Source organism: Thalassospira sp. UBA848 (assembly GCF_002295455.1).
Classification (GTDB): domain Bacteria; phylum Pseudomonadota; class Alphaproteobacteria; order Rhodospirillales; family Thalassospiraceae; genus Thalassospira.
Genome location: NZ_DBGS01000055.1, coordinates 16,260 through 39,073 on the forward strand (window position 1 = coordinate 16,260; position 22,814 = coordinate 39,073).

General features: G+C 56.7%; 23 protein-coding genes and 1 riboswitch. Of the genes, 9 read left to right on the top strand and 14 right to left on the bottom strand.

Going from position 1 to position 22,814, the window contains the following annotated elements; genetic code table 11:
- Positions 1-3 precede the first annotated feature (3 nt).
- The 4 genes from B2R48_RS07155 to B2R48_RS07170 all read right to left on the bottom strand — a co-directional run bounded on the left by B2R48_RS07155 (position 4) and on the right by B2R48_RS07170 (position 3,297).
- Complete coding sequence (locus B2R48_RS07155) at positions 4-585, bottom strand: helix-turn-helix domain-containing protein (protein WP_213475464.1); 582 nt, start codon at positions 583-585, stop codon at positions 4-6.
- Positions 586-653: 68 nt separating this feature from the next.
- Positions 654-1,223: a 16S rRNA (guanine(966)-N(2))-methyltransferase RsmD gene (gene rsmD, locus B2R48_RS07160; protein ID WP_213475465.1), complete on the bottom strand. Its 570-nt coding sequence runs from the start codon at positions 1,221-1,223 to the stop codon at positions 654-656.
- Between the two features lie 5 nt (positions 1,224-1,228).
- Positions 1,229-2,578, bottom strand: coding sequence for a pseudouridine synthase (locus tag B2R48_RS20315; RefSeq protein ID WP_348657872.1), 1,350 nt, complete (start codon positions 2,576-2,578; stop codon positions 1,229-1,231).
- Positions 2,575-3,297 (bottom strand): gamma-glutamyl-gamma-aminobutyrate hydrolase family protein, encoded by a 723-nt coding sequence (locus B2R48_RS07170; RefSeq protein WP_296999100.1) that lies wholly within the window; start codon positions 3,295-3,297, stop codon positions 2,575-2,577. Before B2R48_RS07170 ends, B2R48_RS20315 begins: the two co-directional genes overlap by 4 nt.
- A gap of 270 nt (positions 3,298-3,567) precedes the next feature.
- Here B2R48_RS07170 and B2R48_RS07175 point away from each other — a divergent pair, with 270 nt between their 5' ends.
- A complete protein-coding gene (locus tag B2R48_RS07175; RefSeq protein ID WP_044826992.1) occupies positions 3,568-4,020 on the top strand; it encodes a nucleoside deaminase in 453 nt (150 codons plus the stop codon).
- 22 nt (positions 4,021-4,042) lie between these two features.
- Here the strand turns inward: B2R48_RS07175 and B2R48_RS07180 are convergent, their stop codons facing one another.
- Positions 4,043-4,495: an RrF2 family transcriptional regulator gene (locus tag B2R48_RS07180; RefSeq protein ID WP_213475468.1), complete on the bottom strand. Its 453-nt coding sequence runs from the start codon at positions 4,493-4,495 to the stop codon at positions 4,043-4,045.
- Positions 4,496-4,648: 153 nt separating this feature from the next.
- Between B2R48_RS07180 and B2R48_RS07185 the strand changes: the two genes are divergently transcribed.
- The gene (locus B2R48_RS07185; protein ID WP_296999104.1) at positions 4,649-5,278 is read left to right on the top strand and encodes a class I SAM-dependent methyltransferase; all 630 of its coding nucleotides are present in this window, start codon (positions 4,649-4,651) and stop codon (positions 5,276-5,278) included.
- A gap of 65 nt (positions 5,279-5,343) precedes the next feature.
- Here the strand turns inward: B2R48_RS07185 and B2R48_RS07190 are convergent, their stop codons facing one another.
- Positions 5,344-5,601: an Atu4866 domain-containing protein gene (locus B2R48_RS07190; RefSeq protein WP_296999106.1), complete on the bottom strand. Its 258-nt coding sequence runs from the start codon at positions 5,599-5,601 to the stop codon at positions 5,344-5,346.
- 83 nt (positions 5,602-5,684) lie between these two features.
- Positions 5,685-6,431, bottom strand: coding sequence for an SDR family oxidoreductase (locus tag B2R48_RS07195; protein ID WP_296999108.1), 747 nt, complete (start codon positions 6,429-6,431; stop codon positions 5,685-5,687).
- A gap of 170 nt (positions 6,432-6,601) precedes the next feature.
- Between B2R48_RS07195 and B2R48_RS07200 the strand changes: the two genes are divergently transcribed.
- Positions 6,602-7,528 carry an AraC family transcriptional regulator gene (locus tag B2R48_RS07200; RefSeq protein ID WP_296999110.1) on the top strand — a complete coding sequence of 309 codons (927 nt, stop codon included), beginning with the start codon at positions 6,602-6,604 and terminating at the stop codon, positions 7,526-7,528.
- Between the two features lie 37 nt (positions 7,529-7,565).
- On the opposite strand, the gene B2R48_RS07205 is transcribed toward B2R48_RS07200, so the two are convergent.
- Positions 7,566-9,167, bottom strand: coding sequence for a glucan biosynthesis protein (locus B2R48_RS07205; RefSeq protein ID WP_296999112.1), 1,602 nt, complete (start codon positions 9,165-9,167; stop codon positions 7,566-7,568).
- A 172-nt stretch (positions 9,168-9,339) separates the two neighbouring features.
- Positions 9,340-9,541, top strand: a riboswitch (cobalamin riboswitch).
- Between the two features lie 226 nt (positions 9,542-9,767).
- Here B2R48_RS07205 and B2R48_RS07210 point away from each other — a divergent pair.
- From B2R48_RS07210 to B2R48_RS07220, 3 genes are read left to right on the top strand one after another with little or no spacing between them, the layout of a single operon-like run.
- Positions 9,768-10,793 (top strand): ABC transporter substrate-binding protein, encoded by a 1,026-nt coding sequence (locus tag B2R48_RS07210; protein ID WP_084271955.1) that lies wholly within the window; start codon positions 9,768-9,770, stop codon positions 10,791-10,793.
- 40 nt (positions 10,794-10,833) lie between these two features.
- Positions 10,834-11,910, top strand: a complete 1,077-nt coding sequence (locus B2R48_RS07215; protein ID WP_296999114.1) for a FecCD family ABC transporter permease — start codon at positions 10,834-10,836, stop codon at positions 11,908-11,910.
- Positions 11,907-12,719, top strand: a complete 813-nt coding sequence (locus B2R48_RS07220; protein ID WP_296999116.1) for an ABC transporter ATP-binding protein — start codon at positions 11,907-11,909, stop codon at positions 12,717-12,719. The genes B2R48_RS07215 and B2R48_RS07220 overlap by 4 nt, the downstream gene beginning before the upstream one ends.
- 26 nt (positions 12,720-12,745) lie before the next feature.
- Here the strand turns inward: B2R48_RS07220 and purD are convergent, their stop codons facing one another.
- A complete protein-coding gene (gene purD / locus B2R48_RS07225) occupies positions 12,746-14,029 on the bottom strand; it encodes a phosphoribosylamine--glycine ligase (RefSeq protein ID WP_296999118.1) in 1,284 nt (427 codons plus the stop codon).
- A 115-nt stretch (positions 14,030-14,144) separates the two neighbouring features.
- On the opposite strand from purD, the gene xseA reads away from it, so the two are divergent.
- From xseA to B2R48_RS07240, 3 genes are read left to right on the top strand one after another with little or no spacing between them, the layout of a single operon-like run.
- The gene (gene xseA, locus B2R48_RS07230) at positions 14,145-15,830 is read left to right on the top strand and encodes an exodeoxyribonuclease VII large subunit (protein WP_414716179.1); all 1,686 of its coding nucleotides are present in this window, start codon (positions 14,145-14,147) and stop codon (positions 15,828-15,830) included.
- Positions 15,830-16,684 carry a M23 family metallopeptidase gene (locus B2R48_RS07235; protein WP_296999121.1) on the top strand — a complete coding sequence of 285 codons (855 nt, stop codon included), beginning with the start codon at positions 15,830-15,832 and terminating at the stop codon, positions 16,682-16,684. The genes xseA and B2R48_RS07235 overlap by 1 nt, the downstream gene beginning before the upstream one ends.
- Positions 16,685-16,699: 15 nt before the next feature.
- Positions 16,700-18,241 (top strand): gamma-glutamyltransferase family protein, encoded by a 1,542-nt coding sequence (locus B2R48_RS07240; RefSeq protein WP_296999123.1) that lies wholly within the window; start codon positions 16,700-16,702, stop codon positions 18,239-18,241.
- Here the strand turns inward: B2R48_RS07240 and B2R48_RS07245 are convergent.
- The 5 genes from B2R48_RS07245 to B2R48_RS07265 all read right to left on the bottom strand — a co-directional run bounded on the left by B2R48_RS07245 (position 18,234) and on the right by B2R48_RS07265 (position 22,810).
- On the bottom strand, positions 18,234-18,827 hold the full coding sequence (locus tag B2R48_RS07245) for a hypothetical protein (protein ID WP_296999125.1): 594 nt from the start codon (positions 18,825-18,827) through the stop codon (positions 18,234-18,236). The two genes, B2R48_RS07240 and B2R48_RS07245, sit on opposite strands and share 8 nt — an antisense overlap.
- A gap of 106 nt (positions 18,828-18,933) precedes the next feature.
- On the bottom strand, positions 18,934-19,833 hold the full coding sequence (locus tag B2R48_RS07250; protein ID WP_296999127.1) for a lauroyl acyltransferase: 900 nt from the start codon (positions 19,831-19,833) through the stop codon (positions 18,934-18,936).
- Positions 19,826-20,797, bottom strand: coding sequence for a tetraacyldisaccharide 4'-kinase (gene lpxK / locus B2R48_RS07255; protein WP_296999129.1), 972 nt, complete (start codon positions 20,795-20,797; stop codon positions 19,826-19,828). The genes B2R48_RS07250 and lpxK overlap by 8 nt, the downstream gene beginning before the upstream one ends.
- Entirely contained in the window at positions 20,790-22,082 is a 1,293-nt protein-coding gene (locus tag B2R48_RS07260) for a 3-deoxy-D-manno-octulosonic acid transferase (RefSeq protein WP_296999131.1), read from the bottom strand. The genes lpxK and B2R48_RS07260 overlap by 8 nt, the downstream gene beginning before the upstream one ends.
- A complete protein-coding gene (locus B2R48_RS07265) occupies positions 22,079-22,810 on the bottom strand; it encodes a lysophospholipid acyltransferase family protein (RefSeq protein ID WP_296999133.1) in 732 nt (243 codons plus the stop codon). The genes B2R48_RS07260 and B2R48_RS07265 overlap by 4 nt, the downstream gene beginning before the upstream one ends.
- Between the last annotated feature and the right edge of the window lie 4 nt (positions 22,811-22,814).

Here is a 22,814-nt window from a genome sequence, read left to right on the forward strand (position 1 = left end):
TGACTAAATGTGCGCGGGCTTCTGATCAAACCCGGTGGTCAGGCGCACAGCCGTGCCATCAGACAGGAAAAACCGTTCCCACAGGATGTAAGTATCGATGATGCGCATTGGATCGCCATCCCGGCGGGACGTTTCGAACGTCAGGTGATCGGTCTGGTCTTCATGCCAGCCAAGGTCATGCAGGCTTTTCTCCGCCGATGCGATTTCCGGTGTGGCAAACCGCCAGAGCGATGTGCCAAGCAGGGGCGTGCAATCGCGTTGCCATTCGTTTTCGCGCGGGCGCGATGCACATAGCAGGCGGTGTGAACGATCCTCGATCAGGTGTACGCGTTGTGACGAGTGCATGACCAGCCGTTTGACCGCGTGATCAAGGCGGAAATTGCGCTTGCGCGTCATCATTTGATGGATGAGGTCATATTGCAACGGGGCCGGGCTTTGCGCCCCGCTTTCCCAACGCGATACGGTTGCCTGTGTTACGCCCAGAATATCGGCCAGACGGGATTGCTTGATGTCGCTTGTGCGTCGCCACTGGCGCAAAAGGCGACCAAATTCCTTGTCTGGTGCAGTCTCATCCATGGGTTTCATGACGATCAACCGGTTTTGAGCATGTCCCAATCTATCACATCGTCCGGGTATCGGCAGCAATGCCGCAATCAGGCGATAAAGCGCCCGATATCAATCCGGCAGCGACCATATTTGCGACTGTCGCACAGATAAAAATCTTCAAGCGCGATTTCCGGATCGCGCGGATCGCGTTCGGCAACGATCAGGGTATTGCCATCAATCCACCCGGCCTTGGCCAGGGCTGTGATGCTGGGCTCGATCAGGTCTTTGCCATAGGGCGGATCCAAAAACACCATGCTGGCCGGCCGACTTGCACGCGGTGGTTTGGTGGCATCGGCACGTCGCGCGCTAGCCTGATCGGAAATGCGAAGGGCGTCGATATTTTGTTCGATGATCGCAACCGCCTTGCGGTCATTGTCAAAGAATACGGCTTGGTCGGCGCCACGCGAAATGGCTTCAAGCCCAAGCGCACCGGACCCGGCAAAGGCATCAAGGATCACGCCATCAAACAGCGGGTTGAAGTCATCCTCATACCAGCGCGATGCGTGTGACAGGATGCTGAAAAGCGCTTCGCGCACCCGATCAAGGGTCGGGCGTGTGTCGCGTCCCTCAGGTGCGTTCAGAAGCCTGCCACGATGTGTCCCGCCAACAATCCGCATTCAGCTTAGTCCTTCTTGCCGCGCGGACGGTTGCCGGACGGCTTGCGGCCGGGCGCACTATGTGTGGTGTCGCCGGAACGACCAGCCGGTTTTCCCGATGGTTTTCCGTTTGGTTTTCCGCGTCCGCGTCCTTCGATGAAGCCCGGTTTACCTTCGCGGCCACCAGAACCCCGTCCGCCATCGCGACCGCCATCGCGACCGCCATCACGACCGCCATCGCGACCGCCATCACGACCGCCATCACGTCCACCGGCTGCTTTGCCCTCGGCACTGTAACGGCCACGGCCCTTGTTGGTCGGTCGTGATGATCCGCGTTCTTCGCGCATGTCACGTTCCTGGCGCCCACCACCACCGGCGGCCGGTTTGCCACGTCCACCGGCACGCGGGGCGGCGCCGATGCGCGGGCCTTTCCGTGCAGCACCGCCAGACGGGCGTTCGCGGGTTTCACGCTGTTCTTCTGCTTCTGCATTCTGGGCTGCGGCGTTCGGGCCACCTTGCGGGCGTTTGCGCTGTGCCGGTTGGCCAAACACGGTGCGTGGGGCCTTCGGGCGCGATGTACCGCCACGGGCGACCGATTTCTTTTCGGAAACCTTGGAATAGTCACCCTTAAAGAATGCTGCGAGCTGTTCTTTCATGACCTTGCCGGTCACTTCCTCGCACTCGCCCGGGGCCAGATTGCCAAGCTGGAACGGGCCATAGGATACACGCATCAGGCGCGTGACAGGCCAGCCAAGATGTTCCATGACACGGCGAATTTCACGGTTCTTGCCTTCGCGGAGGGTCACCGTCATCCAGGCATTGGTGCCTTTCTGAACATCGACCTCGGCGTGGATGGAGCCGTAATTGATTCCGTCGACCGTCACACCGTCTTCAAGCTGTTTAAGCTTTGCCTCGTCGATCTGGCCATGCACGCGCACGCGATAGCGCCGCGCCCAGCCGGTGGCCGGCAGCTCAAGATAACGGGCAAGCTCGCCGTCATTGGTCAGCAACAGCAACCCTTCGGAGTTGAGATCAAGTCGACCAACCGAAATCACGCGCGGCACATAGCTTGGCAGATGCTCAAATACCGTATCGCGGCCCTGCTCGTCGCGGTGGCTGGTGACAAGACCGCGCTTTTTAAACAGGCGCCAAAGACGCGGCTTTTCCTTTTCGGGAAGTGGCTTGCCATCGACAATGATTTCGTCTTCGTCGGTCACGGTGACCGCCGGGGTGTCAAGCTTCTTGCCATTCAGGCGCACGAGCCCCTCGGCAATCATGCGTTCGGCATCACGCCGCGAACAAACACCTGAGCGCGCAATGCGCTTGGCAATGCGTTCGGGTTTGTTGTCGTCTGGTGTGGTGTTCTTGTCGCTCATTTGCGGGCCTCGGAAATCAGGGCGTCGAAAATCTTCGCATCGCCCGAACTGATATGGAATTCGGGATGCCACTGGACCCCGAGACAATAACGATATTTCGGATGTTCAATCCCCTCGATCACGCCATCGGGCGCATAGGAATTAATGATCACATCCGGGCCAACCCCCTCAGCCGCCTGATGGTGGGCGGAATTGACCGAAAGACTTTTCACATCGCCAACGATCTTCGCCAGAAGTGTATTTGGTTCAACCGTCACATCATGGCCCGGCTCGTTACGCGGGTTCGGCTGTTCGTGGGGCAGGCAGTTTTCGATCGAGTCCGGGATATGCTGGATCAGCGACCCGCCCAGAATAACGTTCAAAAGCTGTTGACCACCGCAAATGCCCAAAACCGGCATGTCGCGCTCAAGCGCGCCTTCGGCCATCGCCCATTCAAATTTGGTGCGCCGGTCCTTGGTGACAACCGTATCATGGGTTTCCGTCGCACCAAACAGGGTCGGATCCACGTCAAATGCACCGCCCGTGACCACCAGACCGTCAATCAGATCAAGCAGATCGGGGACCAGTTCAACCTCGTGGGGCAGGGGCATCGGAATGCCGCCCGCCTCGGTCACCGCACCGGCATAGTTTTCACGCAGCGCATACCACGGGAATTTGGAATAGCCCCCCGGCTCTTCGGAATCGAGTGTGATACCAATGATCGGCTTGCGCGTGGTCATGATCAAAATAGCCTTGATGCTGGTGACGGAAACTTAGGCGGAAACTACCTGTGTAACCCCGTAAGGGCAACGGCAATTCACGCTGATAGTCTATGCGTTCTATGCAGGCAGCAAGCGCCTGCACACCAAACGACAGTTAACAGATGATCGCTTGACCGATTATCTGCGTGGTAGCACTCTGGAGCCCAACGCCCTAAAACGAAGTAAAAACAAGAACAGCCCTGACAAACAACGTGATTTGTCAGATGGCACAAGCGGGATGGAAAGATCATGAGTGCAGACAGCTATATGGATATGGCGCTTGAAGAAGCCCGCGCAGCTGCGCGCCGGGGCGAAGTGCCTGTGGGTGCCGTTCTGGTCGACGCTGATAGCGGAGAGGTTTTGGCGCGTGCCGGAAACCTGACCGAGGAAATGAACGACCCGACGGCGCACGCCGAAATCCTCGTGATCCGGGCCGCTGCCGGGGCCAAGGGCGAACCCAGACTTCCCAATTGCGATCTGTATGTCACGCTTGAACCTTGTCCCATGTGCGCAACCGCCATTTCATTTGCCCGTCTGCGCCGGGTTTATTTCGGGGCTTATGATCCCAAGGGTGGCGGCGTCGATCACGGCCCGCGCGTGTTCGAAAGCACAAGCTGCCATCATCGCCCGGAAGTTTATGGCGGCATTGGCGAGGTTGAGGCGGCCAAGCTTTTGAAGGATTTCTTCGGATCGCTGCGCTAGGTCAGTGTTGGCCTGTGCCTTCTTAGGCAAAGTCTTCCGGGGTTAAACCAAGCTCTTTCATGCGCAATTCAAAATCATCGGCCAGGTCGGCCATGGTGACGGACGACAGCACCTGTATAAAGGTCTGGGATGCCATTTCCAATGCGCGCGCAGTCGCGGTGTTGGCGGCTTTTTCCATCAAGCATTGAGAGTCTTCATCCCCGCAGCCCAAGGCAAAAAGGGTCGGCGCACCCAGCGCCTTGTAAATCTCGGCCAGTGTGATTTCGCCCAGTGGTCTTGCCAGTTGCCAGCCGCCGCCATGCCCCTTGATTGACGTCAGGATTCCCTGATCACGCAGGCCCGCCATGGTGCGGCGGACCACGGCCGCATTGGTGTTGAGCATCTCGGCCAGTTGATCGGATGTGGCCGGGTCTTTCATGCCATCAAGATGTAAAAGCGCATGTAAAACCCGCGGAAGGCGGTTGTCCTGACGCATGGATATGGTCCTGTCTGCCTATCGGTTTTCCGGTCATTTTTAACATATGTAACTTTCAAAGATACATGAAATTGACAGGGTTGCCGAATCATGTAACTTTTAATGTTACGTGATTCGTGAGCACGCCTCTGCAACAAGCCCGGAAGACAAGACATGAATATCGATCCGAAAATGGACCCAAGAAAGTTTTGGGAAGAAATCTACGAAAAGGAATCGCCACAAACCAGCGGCCGTCCGTCTGCGATCCTTGAACGCTTCGCCAAAGACAGGCCGGTTGGCCACGCGCTTGAACTTGGCTGCGGCAAGGGTGATGATGCGGTCTGGCTCGCGCGGCAGGGCTGGACAGTAACCGCCGTTGATATTTCCGAGACGGCCTTGGGGTATGCGCGCGCCAATGCCGAGCGCCATGACGTAGAAAACAAGATCACGTTCGAGGCGCATGACCTGACAAAAAGCCTGCCAGACGGTTTGTATTATCTGGTGACCGCGCAATTCTTGCAGTCGCCGGTTGAATTTGCCCGCGAAGCGGTGCTGAACCGGGCTGCGGCAATGATCGCAACGGGTGGTTTGTTCCTCATTACCAGCCATGGATCACGGCCTTCATGGTCGTGGGCGCCAGAAGATACGGTGTTTCCAAGTCCGCAAGAAGCCCTTGATGCACTGTCACTTGATCACACCTGTTGGCGTCAGATCGCAGTCGATAATTTCGAAAGAATGGCAACCGGACCAAAGGGCGAGAAGGGATCAGTCATCGATACCGTCATTGCCCTTGAGCGTCTCTGACGAAACAAAAATCGGGCGGGTTTTGTGTGCCCGCCCGATTTGCTTTGCCCGATTGCAAAGGCTGCCTAGTCTTCAGCCGTTTCACGAAACATCACCATGCCAGCGTGATACAGGACATCATTTTCAAAATAGCCATCGGCCGTAAAGCCGGTGTCATCCTGATAGGTGATGTCGTTCCCCGATATCTGATAGTCACCCTGATAGGCCGACTGGCGTTCGCCACGGGCCTCGTCATAGCGGCCGTTGGCACGAAGTTCCTGACGGACATAACCGTCCCTGGTGACCCACATGCCGACATAAGGATGGGGGGCGTTGCTGTTCATCTCGGTGTCCTGTTGGGCATTTGCTGGTGGTGCGAACACCACCAGCAAGGTTAGAAAACATAGCGAATACAAACTGATCTTCATCAGAATGCCGATGCTGTTGGACGCACGATCACCTCGTTGATGTCGACATCAGCGGGCTGATCGAGTGCATAAAGAACCGCCCGCGCAATCGCATCCGGCTTAAGGGCGAGTTGGCGGAACTGGGTGAGCAGTTCCTTGCTGGTCGGGTCGGTGATGTCATGACCCAGCTCTGTCTCGACCACGCCGGGCGAAATCGTCGTGACGCGCACATCAGTGCTTTCCTGACGCAGGCCTTCGGAAATGGCCCAGACGGCATATTTGGTCGCGCAATAGACCACACCACTTGGCACAACGACATGTGCACCAATGGAGGCCGTGTTGATGACATGGCCGCCACCTTGTTCCTTGAACAGGGGCAGGACGGCCGCAATCCCGTTCAGAACGCCGCGAATGTTGACATTGATCATGTTGTCCCATTCGCCGGTTTTGAGTTCCGACATGGGCGCAAGCGGCATCACACCGGCATTGTTGAAAATTGCGTCGACCCGGCCAAACAGGTTGTTGGCATGATAGACAAGGGCATCAACACTATCGGCGTCGGTGACATCCACGGAACGGGTCATTGCGGATCCGCCTGCGGCTTCGATCTCTGCTGCGATCTCGTTAAGGCGTTCGGTGCGACGTGCAGCAAGAACCACATTTGCACCGCGCTCGGCCAGAAGCCGTGCAGTGGCCTCGCCAATGCCGCTGCTTGCGCCGGTGATGATAACGGTTTTGTTTTCGACATGATTGATGGGGTTCGACATGACATCCTCCGTATGTTTGTGCCATGGCCCATAACCTGTCGTCAGAACGGTGATTTCTGAATACACAGAACTCGAAACCGATTGCCTATTCCTCCAAATCCGTCTTTGCGGTCTTTTACCTTGGGTTCCGGGATGTATACTGCACATACCGGAAATAAAGGATTCTGCGCATGGATAGTTACCAGCGGCTCTGCGAGTTGATTGATAAATACTGTGAGGTCGATGGTGCGGTACGGACCGCGATTGATCCGGTGTGGATGTATCGTGCGACCAATCCGACGCTGAAGGTGCCAACGATCTACAAACCTTGCCTGTGTCTGATTATTTCGGGGGCAAAGGAAGTCACGCTTGGTCAGGAAGTCTATCGTTATGAGCCAGGCCAACTTTTGGCGGCATCGGTTGATTTGCCGCTGGTCGGGCATGTGACCAATGCCAGTGAAGACGCACCATACCGTAGTCTGTCGCTTGACCTTGACGGCCAGATCCTGAGCGAGCTTGTCACCAACATGGATCTGGACATTGGCGTGGATGGCGACAGTACACGGGGCTTGTTCGTTGAACAAACCACCCAGTCACTGGTAGATGCGGTTTTGCGCGTTGTGGATTTGCTTGATCGTCCTGACGAGATACCGGTCATGCTGCCGCTTTTGATGCGTGAAGTGCATTATCGGCTGTTATGCACCGGGCAGGGGGTCTTTATTGCGCGCCTTGCGATGGGGGGCAGCAACATGCAGCGCATCTCGGCCGTCCTGCGTTTGATGAAAGACAACTTTGACAAGCCGCTTCGCGTTGATGAGCTGGCGCAACATGCCAATATGAGCCCGTCTTCCTTCCATCATCATTTCAAGCAGGTCACGGCGATGAGCCCGCTTCAGTATCAAAAACGCCTGCGCCTGACCACAGCGCGTCAGATCATGCTGGCCGAAATGAAGGATGCGGCAAGTGCGGCCTATGCGGTTGGCTATGAAAGCACATCACAGTTCAGTCGCGAATATGCCCGCATGTTTGGTGCGCCGCCCATGCGTGACATCACCGCAATCCTGGGTCAGCCAGCAAATACGGTGTCCCAGGGCAGTATTCCCGGCAGCCGGTTCTAATTGACGGGAACCAGTTTCCGGTCGTCCTGCGGGGTGGTTACCCCTGTTGCTGATTGCCAAGTGCAGGCAGGTGCTGGAACATCCAGGTTTCACTGAGCGGGCTATCACCGCGTTTCAAATACATGCGCAGATCAACCGGATCGGTGCCAGCCGCCTTAAGGTCAAAGGCCGCACGCCAGATGCGGGTATCCATGATCGGTTCGATCTTGGTGCGGGTAATTTCCCCGCGCGACGTTGAAACGACGATTTCCGGAAATTCGCCATAGGCAAGGGTTCCCAGAACATCGCCTTCGAACTCGACCGAAAACTTGATTTCGTCCTTGGGCCGGTTGGTGCCCGGTTCGCCACCACGGCCCATGCGGGTTGCGGTGGCGCGTGCCAGTTCCTTGACCGGGAACGGGTTATGGGCCTGCCAGTAAAGCCGGTATTTGAACTGATAGCTGTTGCCTGCCTTGGCTTCGCCATTCGGCACCCAGAAGGCAGCAATGTTATCGTGGATTTCATCGTCGGTTGGAATTTCGATCAACTGAACCGCGCCGTCATGCCAGTCGCCTTGCGGTTCGACCCACAGGCTGGGACGGCGGTGATAACGCACACCATCCAGATAGTTCTTCACATCGCGATCACGCTGCATCAGGCCAAAACCACGCGGGTTGTTATCACCAAATGCCGAAGCACGGATGGTTTCCGGGTTATTGAGCTGTCGCCAGATGCGTTCGCCGCTGCCGGTCCAAAGCTCCAGCCCGTCGCTGTCATGCACTTCCGGGCGCCAGTCAAAGCGGAACGATTTGTTCTGTTCGGAATACCAGAACATGCTGGTCAGCGGTGCGATGCCAAGGCGTTCGATGTCACGGCGGACAAACAGATGCTTTTCGACATCCATCGTGACCCCTTCGCCGCGATACAGCAGGAATTTATAAGCCCCGGTGATGCTGGGGCCATCCAGCAGGGCATAGACCGTCACCGGGTCTTCGGGGTTTTTGGCCGGTTCGATAAAGAATTGGCGGAAATCGGGGAATTCTTCGGGAACAGAGGTCGCGGTATTGACCGCAATCCCGCGTGCCGACAGACCATATTGGCCTTCATCCCCAATGGCGCGGAAATAGGATGCACCAAGAAATGCCGCCCAGTCCTGGGTTTTCCAGTCATCGCGCGCCTGATTTTCATGCAGGCGAAAACCGGCAAAGCCGCTATTGGCGGGCAGTTGGCGGGCGATGCTGTCTTCGGGCATGTCAAAGTAATCGGGCTTATAGATCACCTCGCGTGCCTGCCCGTTTTCCAGAAGATACATATGCACCGGTTTGGCGAAATACATACCCAGATGGAAAAAGGTCACCGGATAGGTGCCCGACCCATCAGAAAACGGCGAATGATCGCATTTGTAGTGCAGCTTGCCGTGCGTGTCGTAATCAATCCTGCCGACAATTTCCGGATTTGGTGCAACAGGGGCCTCATATGGCGATGCGGCCATGGATTTGGCGCGTGAAATCAGATTGGCAAAATCAAAGGGCTGTGCCGAACCAAGATCAAGGCCTTCGACATCTGCCAAAGCATGCTGATAGATCGACATTCCCGGCAGGATAAGTCCGGCTGCCGCGATGGATTTCAAAAAGCGTCTGCGTTCAACAGAAGTCGTCATGTTCATCACATTCCAGTGGTTTAAGCTGTCGGGAAAGCATACCCGGCAGTGTGGAGGTAATCGGGATGAAACATGGCAAATTCAAGGTCGTATCAACTGCATTTTATGCATGGAGGCGCAGCGTTAATGCCGCTGGTGGTCTGCCAATTTCCTTGACCGTGTTTTTGGTTTAATCTAACCGTGACGTGTCGGTATCCGATTTCGGATAAAGGGAATTCGAGATGAGCCGAACATGGGCTCATTAACCGAAGCTGCCCCCGCAACTGTAGGCGGAGAGCATTTTTCTGACCAATGCCACTGGGATCAACCCGGGAAGGCCAGGGAAAATGCGTTGACCCGTAAGCCAGGAGACCTGCCGACACGAAGACGACGGACCGGGCGGGGTGCCCCGGAGAATGTCGGTACGTGTCTTGGCCCAACAGTTTAGCCTAGGTTTTCTAAGCTTTAAGGCCGACATCTTCCGCCATCTCCTGACACTTTTGCCAGTCCATTGACAGCAGCAAAAATGATGTTATGTTATAACATAACATTTGATGATGTGTTGAAACTGGATCATCCAAAACGGTCCCGGATCAGCGCATCAGCAAGAGGGAAGTCAAAGTGATCAATCACGATAAACGTGTACTGGCGGTCGGGGTGTTTGCCGCTGGTCTTATTTCATCTGTTTCATTTGCGTCCGCAACCGAATATCCGCTCAGTATCGAGAACTGCGGGACTGTGCTGCAATTTGACGCGGCCCCGGAACGCGTGGTGTCGCTGGGCCAAAGCACGACCGAAATTCTTTATTCGCTGGGCCTGGCCGATAAGGTCAAGGGTACCGGTGTCTGGTTCGGCCCGGTGATGGATGAATTCAAGGACGTCAACGCATCTGTGCCGCGCCTGGCCGACAATGATCCGGGGTTCGAAACCGTTGTCGCGCAAAAGCCGCAACTGGTTGCCACCCAGTATCAGTGGCATGTCGGGCCCAAGGGCACCGTCGGCACCACCGAACAGTTCAACGAACTGTCCATTCCCGTCTACACAGCACCTGCCGATTGTGTGGGCAAGGACAATGCCGGTGGCGGTGACGGGGTGCGTCACGAAGGATTCACCATGGATCTGATTTATCGCGAGATTGCCGATCTGGCGCAGATTTTTGATGTCGAAGATCGCGGTGAAGAACTGATTGCCACCTTGAAGGAACGTCAGGCGAACTCATTGGAACGTGTGACGGCAAGCGGCCATGACAATGTTTCTGCCGTCTTCTGGTTTTCCAGCCCCGAAATCAACAGTGATCCCTATGTGGCGGGCAAAAACGGCGCGGCGGGCTATATCGCGGGCAAACTTGGTGTTCGTAACATCATTGACAGCAATGAAGAATGGCCGACCGTTGGCTGGGAAACCATCGCGCGCGCCAACCCTGATATCATCGTGATTGGTAAAATGGGACGTCGGCGTTTTCCGGCCGATGACTGGCAGGTCAAGATGGACTTCCTGAAAACTGATCCGGTCGCAAGTCAGATGAAGGCGGTGCGCAATGGTAATATCGTGGTGATGGACGCCCAGTCGATGGATCCGACCATTCGCCTGATCAATGGTATTGAAACACTTGCCGAAGCCGTCGAACGACTAAGTGCTTCGAACTGACCTGCACTGCCAAAGGCGCCTGATATGCCCGGAGAATTCAATGTTTGAAACATCGCCAGTTCAGCAGCCGGTTCAGCCACCCGGGCAATCGCTGGCGGGTCGGGCATATCTTATGCGGGCCGGTGTCAGTATTGGTGCTTTGGTTTTGCTTGTTGGCGTCATCGCGATGGCGGCAGCCAAGGGGGAAACACACATTCCCCTTGGCACCGTGCTTCAGACCATTGCCAATCATCTTTGGCAGGCGGGCTATGACGTTGATCCGATTGATGCCGGGATCATCTGGAATTACCGGATATCGCGTGCGATGGTGGCGGCGGCCTGCGGCGCATCCCTTGCGCTATCGGGCGCTGTTTTGCAGGCGCTTTTGCGCAATAGTCTGGCGGATCCCTACTTACTGGGCATTTCGGCCGGGGCATCGACCGGTGCGGTCAGTGTCGCCATTCTGGGGTTCGGCGCGGGGATGGTTTCCCTGTCGCTTGGGGCCTTTGTCGGCGCGTTGGTGGCGTTCGGGTTTGTGGCGCTTTTGGCCATTCCGGCCGGGCGCGGAGCAGGTGCCATCATTCTGGCCGGGGTTGCCGGATCGCAACTGTTTAACGCATTGACGTCATTTATCGTGACCAAGGCCGCCACGGCGGACGAGGCCCGTGGGGTGATGTTCTGGTTGCTTGGCAATCTAAGCGGCGTGCGGTGGCCGGATGTCTATCTTGCGCTTCCGGTGGCCGTTATCGGCTTGTTGGTCTGCCTTTGGTATTCCCGTGCGCTTGATGCCTTTACCTTTGGCGTGGAATCGGCAGCATCCCTTGGTGTGCCGGTGCGACGGGTTTATGTGGTGTTGATTGCCATCGCCGCCTCGATGACCGCGGTGATGGTCAGTATTGTCGGGGCCATCGGCTTTGTCGGACTGGTTATTCCCCATGCCGCGCGGTTCTTTGTTGGAACACGGCACGGATTTCTGTTGCCGGCATCGGCCCTGATCGGGGCGGTGTTCCTTGTGGCGGCCGATATTGTATCGCGCATCATCCTTGATGGTCAGGTCCTGCCCATCGGGGTGATCACGGCACTTATCGGGGCACCGGCCTTTGCGATCATCCTGTGTCATGGGCGGGTGTTGCGATGAGCCTTGAATTACGCAATGTCGGCTGGAATGCCGGATTCAAAAAGATCATCAGCGACGTGTCGCTTCGCGTGACACGTGGCGAGTTTCTTGGCGTGATCGGGCCAAACGGGTCGGGCAAAACCAGCATGATGTCGGTTCTGGGCGGTATTCGTGCCCCTTCGACCGGGCAGGCATTGCTGGGGGATCAGCCGATGAAGAAAATCGGTCGGCGCAACCTTGCCCGTCATATCGGCTTTGTCGAACAACAGGCCGACACCATCGACCGTATTACCGTGCGTGATGCCGTTGCGCTTGGTCGAACGCCGTACCTTAGTTTGCTGTCACCATGGTCAGGGCACGACGACGCCATCGTGTGCGAAGCCCTTGCCAGTGTTGAAATGGGGCCCTTTGCCGACCGGATGTGGCATACGCTTTCGGGGGGCGAAAAGCAGCGCGTTCACATCGCCCGTGCCTTGACCCAGCAGCCCGATTTCCTGTTGCTTGATGAACCGACCAACCATCTTGATATCCATCATCAGCTGGGCCTGCTTGAACTGGTGCGCGCACTGCCGGTCACCGTGGTGGCCGCCCTGCATGATCTAAACCATGCGGCGATGTTTTGTGACCGGATTGCGATGATGGATGGTGGCAAGCTGATCGCGCTTGGTACGCCCGAACAGATTTTGACATCGCAAAACCTTCGCGATGTTTTCGGGGTTGCCGCCGATATCGAGATTGATGATCAGGGCCGCTGCCATATCCGTTATCACGCAGGCAGCCAGAAAACCGGATCCATAAAAAAGACCGGGTTGCGTAACCCGGTCCTTTGATTTCAGCATCTGGGGCTGTTTGGTGCTTAGCCCTGTTCGCGGGCAACCGCACGCCAGCCGATATCGCGGCGGCAGAAACCACCATCCCAATCAATTGCATCAACCGCCTCATAGGCGCGTTTCTGGGTTTCGGTCACCGTCGCACCGCGCGCGGTCACACCAAGAACGCGGCCACCGGTCGCAACCAGCTTGTCGCCATCCATCTTGGTGCCGGCATGCAGGACCTTGACTTTGTCCATGGCGTCTGCCGCCGCAACGTTTTTGATCTCGGTCCCTTTTTCGTAGGACCCCGGATAGCCCTTCGCCGCCATAACAACCACCATCGCGGTTTCATCGTGCCATTCGGGTTTGACTTTATCGAGCGTGCCGGTGGCCGCCCCGTCAAGGATATCAAGCACGTCTGATTTCAGACGCGTCATCAGCACCTGACATTCCGGGTCGCCAAAACGAATGTTGTATTCGATCAGTTTCGGATTGCCTGCATCATCAATCATCAGACCGGCAAACAGCACACCCTTGAACGGATGGCCTTCTGCGGCCATGCCCTTGACGGTCGGGATAATGATCTGATCCATGACCTTGGCTTCGACCGCATCGGTAAAGACCGGGGCCGGGGAATAGGCCCCCATGCCGCCCGTATTGGGGCCGGTATCGCCTTCGCCAACGGCCTTGTGATCCTGGGCTGCGACCAGCGGAATGACGTTTTCGCCATCACAAACAGCAAAAAATGAGGCTTCCTCACCTTTGAGGAATTCCTCGATCACGATTTCCGCGCCTGCATCGCCAAACTTGCCGCCCACCATGCATTCTTCAATCGCGGCAAAGGCTTCGTCATTTGTCATACAAATGGTCACACCTTTGCCCGCCGCCAGGCCATCGGTCTTGACCACAATCGGTGCGCCCTGTTTCTCGACAAACGCTTTGGCGTCTTTGGGATCGGTAAAACGGCCATAGGCAGCGGTCGGCACACCGAACTTTGCCACCATATCCTTCATGAAGCCCTTGGAGCCTTCCAACTGGGCGGCTGCCTTGGAACAGCCGAATGATTTGATGCCTTTGGCATCCAGTGCATCAACAAGGCCAGCAACCAGCGGGGCTTCTGGGCCGACAACGACCAGATCAACCGCGTTGTCCGAGGCAAAATTTACCAGACCATCAATGTCGCTATCGGAAATCGCAACGCATTCGGCGCTGTCTGCAATCCCGGCATTGCCCGGTGCACACCACAGTTTGGAAATGCGCGGGCTGCGCGCAATCGCCCAGCACAGTGCGTGTTCACGTCCGCCGCCGCCAACGACCAGAACCTTCATGACTTTATCCTTCGACTTGTCCGATTGCTTGATGGTCCATGCGCGATGAACTAGGCTTGTGCCAAACCCACCCCGCTTAACAAATAATGCGGGCTTTTAGCATAAAGTACCCTTGATGACGCAAGATTTGTTCGACCCTTATGCCCCGGTTCCAGAAACGCCTGTGAAAACAGGAAATGCGCCCGAATTTTCAGTTTCCGACCTTTCGAATGCGTTGAAGCGGACCGTGGAGGATGCCTTTTCCTTTGTTCGGGTGCGCGGCGAAATTTCCGGGTTCAAGCGCGCGGCCAGTGGGCATATGTATCTTGCGCTGAAAGACGACAAGGCGGTGCTTGATGGTGTGTGCTGGCGCGGGCAGGCGGGCAAGCTTGGCCTTGTGCCCGAAGACGGCATGGAAGTCATCGTTACCGGGCGCCTGACAACTTTTCCGGGCCGATCAAAATACCAGATCGTTATCGAGACGATGGAAGTCGCGGGTGAAGGCGCGCTTTTAAAGCTTCTGGAAGAACGCAAAAAGAAACTGGCTGCCGAAGGCCTGTTTGAGCCCGAACGCAAAAAGCCGATCCCGTTCCTGCCCGATGTCATCGGGATTGTCACATCGCCCACGGGTGCCGTGATCCGCGATATCATGCATCGCCTGCGCGATCGTTTCCCGCGCCGGGTTTTGCTATGGCCGGTCCTTGTGCAGGGACAGGGGGCAGCCGATCAGGTGGCCGAAGCCGTGCGCGGTTTTAATGATCTTTTGCCTTATGGCCAGATCCCGCGCCCGGATGTGCTGATTGTTGCGCGCGGTGGTGGATCGCTTGAAGATCTGTGGTCGTTTAACGAGGAAATCGTTGCCCGGGCGGTGGCCGAGTCCGATATTCCGGTGATTTCGGCCGTCGGGCATGAAACCGACACCACGTTGATTGACTTTGTTTCCGATCTGCGCGCGCCCACCCCGACCGGGGCGGCGGAAAAGGCCGTACCAGTGCGCGGCGAGCTGATCGGCCAGGTCGAGGAAGATGGTGTTCGCCTGGCCCAAGCCGTGCGGCGTTTGGGCGTTGAAAAGAAAACGGCACTTGAAAGTCTGGCGCGTGGTTTGGGCGATCCCAAGCGCATGCTTGAGGAACGCAGCCAGACCCTTGATAACTGGGCGGATCGTTTGCCGCGCGCAGCGGTCAATGTCACGCAACAAGCCCGGGCGCGGTTGAACGAGGCCAGCGCGCGACTGGTCAGCCCGCGTGAACAGCTTTCGGAAAAACGCGGGCGTCTGGACAATGCGGCGCTTCGTCTGGATGGTGCGATGAAATCCGCTCTTCAGATGCAGCAATCCCGCCTTGATCGGGCAACTGCGGGCCTGCGACCAAGTGATGCCAAGCGCGACGTTGCCCGGGCCGACAAACAGATCATTGATCTTGGTACCCGTCTGCAAGCTGCCATTCGCAATACGCTTAACCGCGAGGCAGAGGGACTTGCCCGTTACGACCGGCTGTTGGAGAGTTATTCCTATCGCAATGTGCTGAAACGCGGTTTCGCCGTGGTGCGTGATAGCGCAGGAAATCTGATTGGCAAGTCGGCTGATATTGTTGCGGGTGAAGGATATGATCTTGAAATGGGCGATGGCGTGACACGGGTGACGGCAGGCGCGGGTGTCGATGTCAAACCCGCTTCTGACACGGGCGGAACTGGGGATGCTGCCAACACAGAGACATCCTCAGAGCCAGCGACCGCGAAGGCCGAAAAGCCAGCCAGGCAAAAACCGGCAAAGAAGAAAAATCCAAGTCCCAAGGACGATGACAGGCAAGGGAGCCTCTTGTGATGCGTATGACCATTTCCGGCATGCTGGCCGCAGCTGGCCTTCTGATGGTTGGGTTGTCTGCCGAGGCGGCCGAGCCAACCTATCAAGGCCAGTTTGTTCAGGGCGGGATTGTTTTTGGGCAAACCGATGCGGGATCCAAGGTGTTGCTTGATGATGTGGCGATTGACACTATCGCATCGGATGGCCGGTTCGTTTTGGGGTTCCCGCGTGATTACGAAGGCCCAGCACGGGTCAGTGTCCGCCATGCCGACGGCAGTGTTGAGTCGTTCAGTTACGACATTGCTGATCGTGAATTCAATATTCAGCGTATTGACGGCCTGGCACCCAAAATGGTCAACCCCGACCCGGACGTCATCAGCCGCATTCAGGATGATTCGCGTCAGGCGCGCGAAGCGCGAACCGAACGTTTTGCCGAGGATTTCCTGCAAAGCGGCTTTGTCTGGCCGGCAGTGGGCCCGATCAGTGGCGTGTATGGATCACAACGGATTCTGAACGGCGAGCCGCGTGCGCCGCATTGGGGCATTGATATCGCGGTTCCGGCTGGCACGCCCGTCATTGCGCCAGCGGATGGTATTGTGACGCTGGCGCACCCCGATATGTATTTTTCCGGTGCGACATTGTTTGTTGATCACGGCCTTGGCGTTGTGTCGGCCTTTTTGCATCTGTCGGAGATGAATGTGCAGGTCGGTGATGTCGTGCGGCAGGGCGATGTGATCGCCAAGGTTGGATCATCGGGCCGGTCAACCGGTCCGCATCTGGATTGGCGGGTCAATGTTGGGCCAGCCAGAATTGATGCCCAATTGCTGGTCCCGCCGATGGAAGAAGTGCGAAAGACGGCAGACGCCAATAACTGACGGGAAATCAAAATCATGAAAACCCACGGGGCCGTTGCTGCAGGACATTCAGTTACCGCACGTGCTGCGGCCCGTGTGCTTGAAGAAGGCGGCAATGCCTTTGATGCGGTGATTGCCGCAATGTGGGCGGCCTGTGTGGCAGAGCCGGTTCTGGCTTCCCTTGGCGGTGGTGGCTTTGTCATGGCCAGGCCTGCCGGGAAGACGCCCAGGCTTTATGATTTCTTTGTTGAAACCCCGCTTGAAAAGCGATCACGGGAAGACCTTGAATTTGAAAGCCGCCTTGCGACCTTTGCCGGTGGTGTGACGCAGGAATTTCATGGCGGCTATGGATCGGTGGCAACACCGGGCGTGGTCGCGGGTTTGTTCGCGGTTCATGACGATCTTGCCAAACTGCCAATGGCACAATTGGCCGAGCCCGCCATTGAGGCGGCCCGCAATGGCGTCAAACTTGATGCATTTCAACGCTATGTCATGGGGATTGTCGAACCGCTTCTGGCCTTTTCCACAGATAGCCGAAAAGTCTTTGGCAAGGCAGGTAAAACCGATCCCGACAATTTCGAGTTGCTGGATGCCGGTGTGACCCATCGTCAACCCGACCTAGCTGACAGCATTGCCTATTTGGTCGAAAGCGGGGCAGAGGGCTTTTATCAGGGGGACCTTGGTACTGCGCTTGTGCGTGAATGTGCTGACCATGGCGGATATCTGACAGCACAGGATCTGGCGGACTATCGCGTGTTGGTGCGCGATCCCTTGCTGATCACCGGGCGCAAGGGGCGGTTTGTTTTAAACCCGCCACCGGCATCGGGCGGGGTTTTGGTCGGGTTTGGATTGAAGCTGGCGCGTGAAATGGCGCTGGGGGCATTTGGTTCTGAACGCCATCTTGAAGCGATATCGCGGATCATTCATGCAACAGGTCTTGCGCGTGGGGATCACGGGGCGAGCCCGTCGATTCTGGGCGATGAGCTTTGCGAGCGGTATCGATCGATGATTGGCGAACGTCCGCTTAGTCAGCAGGGTACGACCCATATTTCTGTCGTGGATGCCAAGGGAAATCTTGCTGCAGCGACCATTTCAAACGGATCCACTTCCGGGCGGGTTGTGCCCGGAACCGGCATCATGTTGAACAACATGCTGGGCGAGGCAGATCTTTCACCGGAGGGCTTTCATAACTGGCCATGCGGCGTTCGGATGACCTCGATGATGACGCCATCGCTGTATTTGGGCGAAGACGGGGCATCGGTTGCGCTTGGATCGGGCGGATCAAACCGTATCCGGTCAACCATGTTGCAGGTTTTGCTTAACATAGATGCCTTCGACATGACCTTGCACGGGGCGATTTCAGCACCCCGCATGCATGTGGAAGATGATCTTTTATCGGTCGAGCCGGGTTTTGATGGCGCGTTGCTTGACGGCTTAAGCCTTGCCAATCAACAACGCTGGGATTGTGAGGACATGTTCTTTGGCGGCGTACACGCGGCCAAGGTCAGCCTTGGGGGGGACAATCTTTCGGCCATTGGTGATGGACGCCGCAACGGGCATCAGGTCGTAGTCACCTGAACCGCTGAATAACGGCAAAAATCAACGAGAAGATCGCGATGAGAATAATGGCGACGGTTGCAATCAGTAGTGCCTGCTTGGTGCGCAGTTCGTAGGCCTGTTTGCGTTCGATAAACACGATGACATCGCGGCGCAGCTGGTCCATTTCTGGCGCGACATCAAGGCTGGTGAGGTAAAGTTTTGCACCCGCACGTGCGAGCAGGTCATTCGTCTTGTTCATTTCGCGTGTGAACAATGCAAAGCGTTCTTCGGTATCGGCAAGATCGTCGAGAAGGTCGGCATCATCCCCACCAGATGAGGCAATGGTGATCGTCGTTCGCGTCAGATCACGGGCGTCTTCTTCGATGCATTTCGAAAGTGATTTGCGTGGTTGATCCGTGGTGCATTCCACCGGACGCGTGCCGAATTCTTCAAGGGCACGGCGCAGATGTTCCTTAAGTTGCTGATCAAGATCGGAAATCTTCAGGCGGATATCGCGCGCGGTATCGCGAATGCTGGTGTCATCCTGATCCAGTGCCATTGTTGGCCAGGCGACAAAGATCGACCCGGCAAGGATAAGACACAAAATGATCAATAAACGGCGCAAGAAAGGGCAGCTCCGGAGACGCGTTCGACAGGAAGCGAACCCGCAGTTTGCGTGAGCAGGGTTCTTATTCTGTTAATATTGGGACGAAATCGTCTGGCACCGGTATTTATTTTGGCCAGCGCCGATGCAGCCAAAGCCATTGTTCAGGGCGCTCGCGGATCCAGCGTTCCATGGTGGTGTTCACATCGGTCATGGTTGCCAGAGTATCGGCGCGGCGGTCACCGGTTTTGGTGACTTCAAGTGGCGGATAGAACGTCACGCGGAAATGCGCACCATTAAGGCGTTCTGAACGAACAGGGATGATTGGCGCATCGTATTTAAGGGCAAATTGTGCCAGTGCGGGGGCTGTCATTGCATCGCGGCCAAAAAACGGCACGGCGATCCCGTCTGTCATCTTTTGATCAACCAGCATGCAGGCATGACCGCCATCTTTCAGATAGCGCGTGAGCTTGCGTGCGCCTTCCGGGCCCTTTTTGACCAGTTTCCCCTTAAAGGTTTTGCGCGCTCGCATGAACAAGCCTTCTACCCACGGATTATCCGGCGCGCGATAGACACTCATCATGTCCATATCAAGCACCTCGGCGATGCACATGGTCGCTTCCCAGTTGCCGATATGGCCGGAAAAGAACAGGCCAGGTTTGCCATCAGTCTTGGTGGCAAGGCCGTTTTCAATGCCAACGATTTCGATGCGGGATCCACCCGGGCGCATTTTATGCAGGTGGGGAATTTCGGCAGCCGAACGGCCAAGATTGTCCCACATGCCAACAATGATCTTGTCGATCTCTTCGGAGGATTTTTCCGGAAACGCTGCAACCAGATTGTTGCGTGCCTTTTTGGTTTGGCCGACTTTGGGGCCCAAGGTACGCAGAAGCCAACCACCAACCGCCGATGCCATGTCAACGGGCATCAGGGCAAACATCCAGTAGACCAGATACGCCCCAAAACCCTGCAGCGGGTGGGAGATGTATTTCTGGCGCATTTTGTAAAGTTGGCTGTTCTTATCCATCGGCAAGTACTGATGTCACAATCTTTGCAAGCTGATCTGGTGCCTCGAACACCAGACGAATGTCGAGACTGCTTATGCCGTCCCGGTCCTGTAATGGCAAGCGCATCAGATCCTTTTGGGTGGTGACCAGTCTGGCATCAAGCCGTGCCGCCTCGGCACGCAGATCGCCAAGCTCTTGCGCCGTAAAGGGGTGGTGATCTGAAAAGTCACGTGTCTGGATGATTTGAGCGCCTGCCTTTCGGAGGCTGTCATAGAATTTCGATGGCCGACCAATACCGGCAAAGGCCAGAACACGGGACTGATCGAACTCCGCGCCGTTGATCGGTTCTATTCCGGCGCGCAGCACCGGAACCGACGCCGGGAGGTGCGCAATGAATTCAGGTGTCTTGTCGCCAATCAGGATGATGGCGTGCACCTTCTCAAGGCCGCTGATCAGGGATTCACGCATCGGGCCAGCAGGCATGACACGCCCATTTCCAATGCCATAACTGCTGTCAATCACGGCAAAGCTGCAATCCTTGATCAGGGACGGGTTTTGCAAGCCATCATCCAAAATGATGGCATTCGCCCCGGCATTTCGTGCCGTTTCTGCACCGAGCGCACGGTTGCGTGAAATCCAGGCGGGTCCGTGCTGGGCAAGTAAAAGCGGTTCGTCCCCGACTTTGGCAGCGGTGTCAGCGTCGGGATCGACGCGATGTGGGCCTTCGATGGATCCGCCATAACCGCGACTAACGAAATGCGGCGTGCGCCCAAGTTTTGTCAGCAGGTTATAAAGCGCAACAGCGGTGGGTGTTTTTCCGGCCCCGCCGACAGTGAAGTTGCCAACGCAAAAAACCGGGCAACCGGGATGACGCGGGGTTGTGGTCAGGTTCCGGAAACACGTGCCTGCCCGCCAAGCCGCGGAAAGCGGGCTTAGAAGTTTTGGGATAATACCTTCATGTCGCCAGAATTCCGGGTCACGCATGATCCACCTCTTTGATGTCCTTTTGCGCCATCAGGGGGCGCAAGGCATCAAGTGTTCTATCAAGGACCTCTGCCTTGGAATTTGCGTAATCCAGTGCTGCTTTCGCAACCTTTTTGGCACTTTCCGTGTCGCGTAGCAGCACCGCAACTTGTCGGGCAAGGTCATCCCCATCGGTTGCAGGACGACATGCGCTGCTGGCTAGCATCTCGGCGCTGATGGCCGCGAAATTGCTCATATCCGGGCCATGCAGGATGGCGCAGTCAAGGCGTGCTGGTTCAAGCGGGTTCTGCCCGCCGCCGACACAGAGGGTTTTGCCCATGAAGACAACCGGCGCAATCCGGTAAAACAGGCCAAGCTCGCCCATGGTGTCGGCAAGATATATGTCCGTTCCCGGGGTGATGTCATGGCCTAGGCTGCGACGCGAAACCTGAAGACCCTGCGCGACCAGATCGGATTCAATATCATCTGCCCGGTCGGGATGCCGCGGGACGATGATGGTCAGGACCCCTGTATGGTCCTTGGCAAGATTTTTGTGTACCTCGCCGGCAATCTTTTCTTCGCCCTTGAATGTGCTTGAGGCCAACCAGACCGGACGGGTGCCAATCTGTTCCTGCAGCTTGGAAAGGGCCGCCTCATCTGCCGGGAGCGGCGGGGCGGCAAATTTCAGGTTCCCAACCGTTTGAACCGATGTCGCGCCGAGGCTTTCGAAGCGTTCGGTCTCGTCGCTGCTTTGTGTCAGGATAACATCAAAGGCGGAAATAACGGGACGGATGAAGGACGGGTAGCGTGAATATCCCTTGAAGCTCTTTTCGGAAATCCGGCCATTGAGAAGGGCAAGTTTGACGCCCGCCTTTTTTGCCTTGGTCAAAAGGTTCGGCCAGAAGTCGCTTTCAAGCCAAAGCGCGACATCAGGTTTCCAGTGATGAAGGAAACGTGCGACACAGACCTGACGGTCAATCGGGACAAACTGGTGAATGACACCATGGGGCAGGCGCGCGTGCATCATGGTCGCCGATGTGACCGTGCCAGTGGTTACCAGAATGGAAGCGTCCGGATAACGACGGCGGATTTCATCAATCACCGGCAAGGCGGAAAGGGATTCACCAACACTGGCACCATGTATCCAGACCAGATGGCCCTTTGGACGGGCTGCGCCCGGATGGCCAAAGCGTTCACCGATCCGGCCTGCATCTTCCTTGCCGCGGTTCTTGCGACGGTTCAGATAAAGGTTTAGCGCCGGACCAAGCAGGCGGGTTGCCGCGCGATAGGCGTAAAACAGGCTCATGACCCTGTTTCCCCGGCCGCAATGGCCGATCGCTTTTGTTTGGGGAGTTCATCGGGCGCAGCAGGCGGGATAACATCAAGACCCAATGACTGATCGGTTTTTTGGGTGAGCTCGGTCAGGGCATTTTCGAGCTCAACCCGTTTGGCTTCCATGTTTTCTTCATCAAGCTTGCGGTCGACAAAGATCGGATCGCCCCAATGAAAAACACCGCGAGAAAATGGCAGCGGTAAAATGAACCGATCCCAGCTTTGAATGACCTTGCGATTAGAGGCCGAATAGGTCAGCGGGAAAATCGGTACACCGGCCATTCGGGCGGCCTGAATAATGCCGTCCGATGCCCGCATGCGTGGACCGCGCGGGCCATCGGGGGTCATGCCGACAACTTCACCGGCTTTCAACGCTTTAAGAATTTGGCGCAGGGCTGCGGCACCGCCTTTGCCCTTGCCGGTCGATCCGGCGATGGTCTTGATATCAAACCGCGCAATCGTACGAGAAATGATTTCCCCGTCACGATGCGATGAAATCAGCATGTTAAACGGCCGGTCCCCGCCAACAGATCGCCACGTATAGGGCATCATCAACAGGCGCTGATGCCAGAAGGCAACGATGAACGGTTTGCCTTCTGTCAGATAGTGGGCCGGATGGTCGCCGCCTTCGGTGCGCCAGCGCCCTGTGGTTCGCATCAGGCGCACATACGATGCCGCCAGCCAGCACAGTGTGCTGCGCATTGTA

Excerpts from the sequence above, each read along its gene's own strand:
- B2R48_RS07155 (WP_213475464.1), bottom strand. The coding sequence starts at position 585 with ATGAAACCCATGGATGAGACTGCACCAGACAAGGAATTTGGTCGCCTT.
- rsmD (WP_213475465.1), bottom strand. The coding sequence starts at position 1,223 with ATGCGGATTGTTGGCGGGACACATCGTGGCAGGCTTCTGAACGCACCT.
- B2R48_RS20315 (WP_348657872.1), bottom strand. The coding sequence starts at position 2,578 with ATGAGCGACAAGAACACCACACCAGACGACAACAAACCCGAACGCATT.
- B2R48_RS07170 (WP_296999100.1), bottom strand. The coding sequence starts at position 3,297 with ATGACCACGCGCAAGCCGATCATTGGTATCACACTCGATTCCGAAGAG.
- B2R48_RS07175 (WP_044826992.1), top strand. The coding sequence starts at position 3,568 with ATGAGTGCAGACAGCTATATGGATATGGCGCTTGAAGAAGCCCGCGCA.
- B2R48_RS07180 (WP_213475468.1), bottom strand. The coding sequence starts at position 4,495 with ATGCGTCAGGACAACCGCCTTCCGCGGGTTTTACATGCGCTTTTACAT.
- B2R48_RS07185 (WP_296999104.1), top strand. The coding sequence starts at position 4,649 with ATGAATATCGATCCGAAAATGGACCCAAGAAAGTTTTGGGAAGAAATC.
- B2R48_RS07190 (WP_296999106.1), bottom strand. The coding sequence starts at position 5,601 with ATGAACAGCAACGCCCCCCATCCTTATGTCGGCATGTGGGTCACCAGG.
- B2R48_RS07195 (WP_296999108.1), bottom strand. The coding sequence starts at position 6,431 with ATGTCGAACCCCATCAATCATGTCGAAAACAAAACCGTTATCATCACC.
- B2R48_RS07200 (WP_296999110.1), top strand. The coding sequence starts at position 6,602 with ATGGATAGTTACCAGCGGCTCTGCGAGTTGATTGATAAATACTGTGAG.
- B2R48_RS07205 (WP_296999112.1), bottom strand. The coding sequence starts at position 9,167 with ATGACGACTTCTGTTGAACGCAGACGCTTTTTGAAATCCATCGCGGCA.
- B2R48_RS07215 (WP_296999114.1), top strand. The coding sequence starts at position 10,834 with ATGTTTGAAACATCGCCAGTTCAGCAGCCGGTTCAGCCACCCGGGCAA.
- B2R48_RS07220 (WP_296999116.1), top strand. The coding sequence starts at position 11,907 with ATGAGCCTTGAATTACGCAATGTCGGCTGGAATGCCGGATTCAAAAAG.
- purD (WP_296999118.1), bottom strand. The coding sequence starts at position 14,029 with ATGAAGGTTCTGGTCGTTGGCGGCGGCGGACGTGAACACGCACTGTGC.
- xseA (WP_414716179.1), top strand. The coding sequence starts at position 14,145 with ATGACGCAAGATTTGTTCGACCCTTATGCCCCGGTTCCAGAAACGCCT.
- B2R48_RS07235 (WP_296999121.1), top strand. The coding sequence starts at position 15,830 with ATGCGTATGACCATTTCCGGCATGCTGGCCGCAGCTGGCCTTCTGATG.
- B2R48_RS07240 (WP_296999123.1), top strand. The coding sequence starts at position 16,700 with ATGAAAACCCACGGGGCCGTTGCTGCAGGACATTCAGTTACCGCACGT.
- B2R48_RS07250 (WP_296999127.1), bottom strand. The coding sequence starts at position 19,833 with ATGGATAAGAACAGCCAACTTTACAAAATGCGCCAGAAATACATCTCC.
- lpxK (WP_296999129.1), bottom strand. The coding sequence starts at position 20,797 with ATGCGTGACCCGGAATTCTGGCGACATGAAGGTATTATCCCAAAACTT.
- B2R48_RS07260 (WP_296999131.1), bottom strand. The coding sequence starts at position 22,082 with ATGAGCCTGTTTTACGCCTATCGCGCGGCAACCCGCCTGCTTGGTCCG.
- B2R48_RS07265 (WP_296999133.1), bottom strand. The coding sequence starts at position 22,810 with ATGCGCAGCACACTGTGCTGGCTGGCGGCATCGTATGTGCGCCTGATG.